Here is a 3,892-nt window from a genome sequence, read left to right on the forward strand (position 1 = left end):
CCACGGGGTCGCCGTGGCCGCCCAGCGGTTCGGGATCGCGGCGCTGGAGCTACGCGCGATCTCGAACCCGGTCGGCCCGCGCGACCGGGCCGCGTGGCAAATCCCTGCAGCGCTGGACGCGCTAGCGGCAGCTGCCGCTATACTATTGGAGGTGCTGTAATGCCAGCAACGACAGAGCAATTGAACATAGCTTTTTCCCCATGTCCGAACGACACCTTTGTTTTCTACGCTTTGGCACACGGGCTGGTGCCTGGTGCACCCAAGCTGAACGTGACCTTTGCGGATATTGATATTACTAACGGGCTGGCCGCAGACGGTGCCGGACCCGAAGTGCTCAAAATCTCCTACGCCGCCCTCCCCTGGGTGCTCGACCGGTACAAGCTGCTGCCTTGCGGCGGCGCGCTTGGCCGCGGCTGCGGGCCGCTTGTGCTGACGGCTGGCGGCCAGGGCGGAATCCGCCGTCCGGCGGATCTGTCCGGCCGGCGGATCGCCGTGCCCAGCGAGCGCTCCACGGCTTATCTCCTGTTCCGGCTGTGGGCTGCGCAGCAGGTGCCGGGCGGTCCCGGCGAGATTGTCGTCATGCCGTTCGATGAGATCATGCCGGCTGTCCGGGACGGACAAATTGATGCCGGTCTGGTCATTCATGAGGCGCGCTTCACTTATAGCTCGTACGGCTTGAACATGCTGACCGATCTCGGCAGCTGGTGGGAAAGCGACACCGGCCTGCCAATCCCGCTGGGAGCGATCATTGCCCGCCGTGATCTTGATGACGAGGCTATTGCCGGCTGGATCAGAAGCTCACTGCAGTTCGCCTGGGATCATCCCGCCGACAGCGGCTGCCGCGAGTTTGTGCTCAGTCATGCCCAGGAGCTGTCACCTGAGGTGGCCAAGTCGCATATCGACCTGTATGTGAACGGGTTCTCCATGGATCTCGGCGAGGAGGGCTATGCAGCGATCTCTGGCCTGCTGAACCGCGCAGCTGCCGAGGGGCTCGTACCGGCGGTTGACCCGGAGCTGCTGCGTTAACCTCTCTAATGTATACTGCAGTAGCGGGACTACTCCTGCCCGCGTTTGAGCCACTTGCTCATGCGGGCTGAGGAAGTAATCGGCTGTTTAACAGGTCTAATCATTATGATTATGGATGGGAGAGGATTTCATGATTCCTGCCGGCAACAGCAAACAGAATATTGACCGTTTTTTGGGCTACCAGAACGAATACGACCGTTACCGTCCAGAAGCGCCGCCGATCGTGACCAGCCTGCTCAGTAACTATCTGGGATCACGTCCTGCAGTCGTTGCCGATATCGGCTGTGGAACCGGACTATCCACCTTTGTATGGAAAAATGCCGCCGATACCGTTTACGGCATTGAGCCTAATCCCGATATGCTGAACAAAGCCGCTGAAAAGCTGCAGCAGGACAGCGAAGCACAATCCCTGTCTTTCCAGCAGGGCTATTCTAACCAGCTCCCGTTCGAATCGGGCAGTGTTGACATCATCACCTGCTCCCAGTCCTTCCACTGGATGGAGCCGGTGAGCACCTTGCAGGAAATTGGCCGATGTCTGCGTCCCGGCGGTGTTTTTGCAGCCTACGACTGCGACTGGCCGCTGGTGCTGCAGGCGGATATTGAAACCCGGTACAACCGCCTGATTACCTCTGCCGACAGCCTGCTGGCTGAGCTGCAGCCGGAGGCTGAGCGGGCTCACAAATGGAATAAGGACGAGCATCTTGCCCGGATACAATCCAGTGGCCATTTTACCTTTGCCCGGGAAATCGTGTTTCATAATACCGAGACCTGCGACGCAGCGCGTTACGTGGGGCTGATGCTCAGCCAGGGCGGGCTTCAAACAGTGCTGAAGCTCGGATCAACGCTGCTGGATGAGGCTATCGCCGAGTTTACTGCAGAGGTGGAGCGATATTTTGACGGACGGACCCTGCCTGTTCTGATCAGCTACCGCATGCGGATTGGAATTAAATAACCTGGCCTGTGCTGAATGATCTGGCCATTTTCGCTAATATAGCCTATACTGACTGCAACGAGACGAAGAACTCCCGGCTTAACCTCTTTGGGGAAGCCGGGACGTTTTCTATTTTAGGGGGAGCGTGGGCTTATTGTTATTTGAAGACGCACATCAGCAATTTATCGGAAGGCATTTGGCCAGTAGGCCAGCGGGAGAACGCCGAGGACGGCTGGAACGGGGGCATCAGCATGCGGAGATACTCTTTTTGCGCAATGTATGGTGGCCGCTGAAAGGAGATTTCTCCAATCTTCATCCAGAATATGAGGTGACAGACTGGCGTGGCAGGTCTTATTTTGCCGACTTCGCCTGGATTCCGGGTTACATCAAATTGCTCATCGAGATTAAAGGTTATGCCACCCATGTCCGCGATATGGACCGCACCAAATACTGCAACGAGCTCAACCGGGAAACCTTCCTGCAGGCAATGGGCTACCGGGTAATCTCCTTTGCCTACGATGATGTCGAGCAGCGTCCCGAGTTGTGTATGACTCTGCTGCAGATGAACTTGGGCAGATACCAGGCTGCTGAGGCACCTGCTTCCCGTTTGCAGCTTATGGAGCAGGAGACCATTCGTCTTGCTATCCAGCTTACCGGAGCTGTCCGCCCTCAGGATGTTAAGCAGCATTTCGACATCGATTACAGATCAGCCGTCCGTAATCTGCGCAGTCTGTGTGACAAGGGCTGGCTGAGGCCTTCCTACAAAGGCAAACACGAGCGGGTGATCCGTTATGAGCTGGCGCATGGTGTGCTGGATTATTTCAATTAAGCGATGATCAGCCGCTGTTGGTGTACGTATCCGGTTTCCGGTTGTTCCGGGAATCCCGCTTATCAGCCTATGAACTTCCCCTTCATTTTGCCCATGGTTAAGAGATTAGCTGCTGCTTAATGTCCACCTTACTTTTGCGGGCAGCATCAAATAGTAGATATAACAGTACGCAGGAGCAGCAAAACTCTAACGTATAACGCCCCTCATCACTAAATGGAAAAAAGCACACTAAATCGGCAATGCAAAGTAACTTTCGAGCAATTAGTTGGAAAATCGCTACTTAGTTTGGGCAATATGTCTCTGTGGGAGCGAATCCGGCTGAATTAAGTGTCCTTTTTCCACCCAGATTCTCAGTTTCGGTGTTTTGAGCAGAACTAAGTGACGTTTATCCACTTAGCGTTTGCTGGCGGTTGCGGTATGCGGAGCGTCCTGTGGTGTGCGTTATGGCTAGCGGCTTGCGGTTTGCGGTTTGCAGTCTGCATGCCGGCGGGAATTAGAACAGTAACACTCAGCGCAATCCGTACACCACCAACAACATCTAAGTGGAAAAAAGCAATCTATTTAGTCGTGTGGAGTAACTTTCGGGCAACTAGTTGGAAAATCGCTACTTAGTTTGGGCAATATGCCTCTGTGGGAGCGAATCCGGCTGAATTAAGTGTCCTTTTTCCAACTATATAGAACGCATTTAATAAACTAACATAATTTTCTCGTCGCCAAATCGGGTAATACCTAGTAAATAAACTCGAGGCGGCGATGAAAATGAGTAACAAAGAGATTGAGCAATTGAATACAGCGATGAAACAAACTTCAGATAAACGACTTTACGAAAGATATTTAGCGGTTCGCCTTCGCCTCGAAGGCCATACTTTTGAGGACATAGGTGAGCTACTTAGTCGTGCACGTCAAACGATCAGATGTATTTTCAGCCTGTCAGTTTCTCTCTACATTTAATGGAATTATATAGCAAATACGTAGTACCGAAATCCTTTTTTTGTAACTTTCACTCAAAATACAAAACAGCGCTCCCCCATCACCGGGAACCGCTGTTGTGTAATCTATAAAGCTGGTACTAGCTGTTCACACGCCATACTACATTATCTTCATCC

At 53.4% G+C, this 3,892-nt stretch carries 4 protein-coding genes and 1 pseudogene; all 5 read left to right on the forward strand.

What is annotated here, in order from left to right:
- Nucleotides 1-160 (forward strand): annotated as a pseudogene (locus AWJ19_RS36310) (futalosine hydrolase); the annotation flags it as partial.
- Nucleotides 161-180: 20 nt separating this feature from the next.
- Nucleotides 181-1,026: a 1,4-dihydroxy-6-naphthoate synthase gene (locus AWJ19_RS06675; RefSeq protein WP_068722319.1), complete on the forward strand. Its 846-nt coding sequence runs from the start codon at nucleotides 181-183 to the stop codon at nucleotides 1,024-1,026.
- Nucleotides 1,027-1,156: 130 nt separating this feature from the next.
- Nucleotides 1,157-1,978: a class I SAM-dependent methyltransferase gene (locus tag AWJ19_RS06680; protein WP_068722313.1), complete on the forward strand. Its 822-nt coding sequence runs from the start codon at nucleotides 1,157-1,159 to the stop codon at nucleotides 1,976-1,978.
- 247 nt (nucleotides 1,979-2,225) lie between these two features.
- On the forward strand, nucleotides 2,226-2,786 hold the full coding sequence (locus AWJ19_RS06685) for a DUF559 domain-containing protein (RefSeq protein ID WP_347231087.1): 561 nt from the start codon (nucleotides 2,226-2,228) through the stop codon (nucleotides 2,784-2,786).
- Nucleotides 2,787-3,545: 759 nt separating this feature from the next.
- The gene (locus tag AWJ19_RS06690) at nucleotides 3,546-3,737 is read left to right on the forward strand and encodes a helix-turn-helix domain-containing protein (RefSeq protein ID WP_068722317.1); all 192 of its coding nucleotides are present in this window, start codon (nucleotides 3,546-3,548) and stop codon (nucleotides 3,735-3,737) included.
- Nucleotides 3,738-3,892: the final 155 nt, after the last annotated feature.

The sequence above is a fragment of the Paenibacillus sp. DMB5 genome, from assembly GCF_001517085.1.
Lineage (GTDB): Bacteria > Bacillota > Bacilli > Paenibacillales > Paenibacillaceae > Paenibacillus_AQ.